This window comes from Maricaulis sp., from assembly GCF_030149425.1.
In the GTDB taxonomy this organism is placed as follows: domain Bacteria; phylum Pseudomonadota; class Alphaproteobacteria; order Caulobacterales; family Maricaulaceae; genus Maricaulis.
In genome coordinates this window covers 1-3,222 of the sequence record NZ_JASBRQ010000040.1, presented here as the reverse complement: position 1 = coordinate 3,222, position 3,222 = coordinate 1, and the positions used below count along the sequence as shown (strand labels likewise).

Sequence of the window (3,222 nt, the reverse complement as noted above, 5' to 3'; positions counted from 1 at the left end):
ACACGCCCATGTCGTGACATCGACGACCCACAAGACATTGCGCGGCCCGCGCGGTGGCATCATCCTGACCAATGACGAGGCACTGGCCAAGAAGTTCAACTCGGCGGTATTCCCCGGCAACCAGGGTGGACCGCTGATGCACGTCATTGCCGCCAAGGCTGTTGCCTTCGGCGAGGCGCTCGAGCCTTCGTTCAAGCAATACGCAAAGGACGTGATCGCCAATGCGCGTGCGCTGTCAGAGGTTCTCGTTGAAGGGGGCCTGGGCGTCGTCTCGGGAGGTACCGATTGCCATATGGTCCTTGTCGATCTGCGCCCCAAAGGTGTGACAGGCAAGGCGGCGGAAGCCGCGCTGGAACGGGCAGGCCTAACCTGCAACAAGAACGCCATTCCGTTTGATCCCGAGAAACCTTTTGTGACCTCGGGCGTGCGCCTTGGCACATCTGCGGGCACAACCCGCGGATTTGGCGAGGCGGAGTTCCGAAAAGTGGGTGAATTGGTCTTGCGGGTGATTGACGCATTGTCGGCAAACGCTGATGGCGATGCAGCCGTTGAGGCCGCTGTGCTGGAAGAGGTGCAAGCCCTTTGCAAGGCGCACCCGATCTACGCCGACGGTGTGTGATCCATGTTCCTGTCGGTTTTCGACATCTTTAAGATCGGTTTCGGCCCGTCGTCTTCGCATACGATGGGGCCGATGACCGCAGCCGCGCAGTTTCTCGATGATCTTCGCGGAGAGGCCGAGAAAATTCCGGGGGCAGGGACCCTGACCCGTCTTGGGGCATCCCTGCACGGCTCTCTTGCGTTTACAGGCAAAGGCCACGCAACGGACCGTGCCGTTATCCTCGGGTTGATCGGCTATGTTCCGGCAACGCTCGACCCGGATGAAGCTGAAGAGCTGGAAGCCGAGGTCCGCCGCACGAAACGTATCAGCCCACCGGGGCTGGGCACGCTCGACTTCGATCCCGAAAGTGATCTTGTATTCGACTATGGCCCGCCCTTGCCAGGCCATGCGAACGGACTGGTACTCCGGGCTTTTGACGAACACGGCAATCCTTACATGACGCAGACCTACTATTCGGTTGGCGGCGGCTTTGTCGTGACCGAAGCCGAGCTGGAGGCGGAAAAGACCGCCAAGGCAAAGACGCTACATGACGAGAAGGAAGCGATGGGCTATCCCTATCCCTTCGGATCGGCCGCGGAGATGCTTGAGATGGGCCGCGCTTCGGGCAAGAGCATCGCCGAGATGAAGCGCGCCAATGAATGCGCACACCAGAACATCGAGCCGCGCGAACTGTCGAAGCAAATCAGGCAGATCTATGAGGTGATGAACGCCTGTGTCGACCGTGGGCTGCGCATGGAGGGCGTGCTGCCCGGTGGATTGAGCGTCAAGCGACGCGCCAGGGCGATCCATGAACAGCTATTGGCCGAACGCGGCAACAATCTCAGCCAACCGCATGTCTCCAACGACTGGTTGTCGGTCTACGCAATGGCGGTAAATGAGGAAAACGCCGCCGGTGGACGGGTCGTTACATCGCCCACGAACGGCGCGGCGGGCGTCGTACCTTCGGTCATCCGCTACTATCGGGACCACTGCATCGGTGCGACAGAACAGGGTGTCGAGACACTCCTTCTGACCGCTTCTGCCATCGGCGGCCTTATCAAGCACCGCGCGTCGATCTCGGGGGCGGAATGTGGCTGTCAAGCCGAAGTCGGTAGCGCATCGGCGATGGCCTCGGCAGGCTTGTGTGCCGCATTGGGCGGCACCAACGAGCAGATCGAGAACGCCGCCGAAATCGCGCTGGAACATCACCTTGGCATGACCTGTGATCCTGCGGCTGGGCTGGTACAGGTGCCCTGCATCGAGCGCAACGGATTGGGGGCCATCAAGGCCGTCAGCGCCGCAAGCCTCGCTCTGCGAGGTGATGGCACGCATTTCATGCCGCTGGATAATTGTATCGAGACCATGCGGCAGACCGGCGAAGACATGAACACCAAATACAAGGAGACGAGCCTTGGAGGCCTTGCTGTCAACTTGCCCGAGTGCTGAACCCAAGTCAGGTCCTGGAACGAAGTCAGAGCCGCAGTACATCTTGAAACTGTCCTGCGCTGCGGCGCCGGGGATCGTGGCAGCTGTCACCACTGCGCTTGCGGAGCAGGGCGCTAATCTTGTCGAAACCACACAGTTCTGGGATCGCCAGAGTAACCGCTTTTTCCTTCGCGTGGCGTTTCTGGCAAGCGCAGACGATGAGGGGCGAATCTTCGATGCGCTTGCTCCGATCAAAGCGCGGTTCGAGATGGAGATGATCCTGAGTCACACCGGACGTAAGCCGCGCATTCTCATAATGGTGTCGCGCTTCGATCACGCATTGCTGCACCTTCTTTACCAGGTGCATGTCGGCTGGCTTGACGCGGAGGTGGTCGGCATTGTGTCGAACCATCCGGATGCTCAGCGTGTCGCCGAACAGGAGGGTTTGCCTTTTCACCACATTCCGGTCAACCGAGACACCAAGCCGGAGGCCGAGGCGAGACTGCTAGCGCTGGTTGAAGATGTGGATGCGGATCTCGTGGTGTTGGCGCGCTATATGCAGGTTCTATCCGACGAGATGTCGCGCGCTCTATCCGGGCGGGTGATCAACATCCACCATTCCTTCCTGCCCAGCTTCAAGGGGGCCAAGCCCTATCACCAGGCTCATGAACGAGGGGTGAAGCTCATCGGAGCCACTGCCCACTACGTGACCGCCGATCTGGATGAGGGCCCGATCATCGAACAGGAGGCCGAACGCGTAGCCCATTCCATGACTCCCGACGATCTTGTTGCCGTGGGTCGTGACATCGAATCCCGCGTCCTGGCCCGCGCGGTCAAGATGCATCTTGAAGGTCGCGTCATGCTGAACGGGCAAAGGACGGTCGTCTTCAACTAGTGCACACTATCACTCGGTGAAATCGCTACGTCACCATCATTGCTCGAGATGACGGCGGCGGATGGTGCGTGCCAAAACTGGATCGCTAGTTCACCACTCTCAAGCGTATCATGGGCGGGGCGGTGCGTGAAATGCGACGGCAATGTCGGCGGCCAGCCGTGCGTTGTTCTTCACCAGCGCGATATTTGCCTTGAGGCTCCGCCCCTCTGACAACTCGAATATACGTTGCAGCAGAAAGGGCGTTACCGCCTTGCCGGAAATGCCCTGCGCCGCCATCTCAGATTGGGCCGTTTCGATATAGCCG

3 protein-coding genes and 1 pseudogene are annotated in these 3,222 nt (G+C 60.0%); 3 read left to right on the top strand and 1 reads right to left on the bottom strand.

The genetic code is table 11. From position 1 onward, the window contains the following. The 3 genes and pseudogenes from glyA to purU form a co-directional block, all read left to right on the top strand. Nucleotides 1–619 (top strand): annotated as a pseudogene (gene glyA, locus Q1V57_RS06225) (serine hydroxymethyltransferase); the annotation flags it as partial. Nucleotides 620–622: 3 nt separating this feature from the next. Next, nucleotides 623–2,044, top strand: a complete 1,422-nt coding sequence (locus tag Q1V57_RS06220; protein WP_300528716.1) for an L-serine ammonia-lyase — start codon at nt 623–625, stop codon at nt 2,042–2,044. Next, the gene (gene purU / locus Q1V57_RS06215) at nt 2,019–2,918 is read left to right on the top strand and encodes a formyltetrahydrofolate deformylase (protein ID WP_366145093.1); all 900 of its coding nucleotides are present in this window, start codon (nt 2,019–2,021) and stop codon (nt 2,916–2,918) included. Before Q1V57_RS06220 ends, purU begins: the two co-directional genes overlap by 26 nt. A gap of 108 nt (nt 2,919–3,026) precedes the next feature. On the opposite strand, the gene Q1V57_RS06210 is transcribed toward purU, so the two are convergent. After that, nucleotides 3,027–3,222: pseudouridine-5'-phosphate glycosidase (locus tag Q1V57_RS06210; RefSeq protein WP_300528712.1), on the bottom strand; the 196-nt coding region annotated here is incomplete at its 5' end.

What these genes read in the sequence shown, in the direction of transcription:
- Q1V57_RS06220 (WP_300528716.1), top strand. Translation starts at nt 623, where the DNA reads ATGTTCCTGTCGGTTTTCGACATCTTTAAGATCGGTTTCGGCCCGTCG.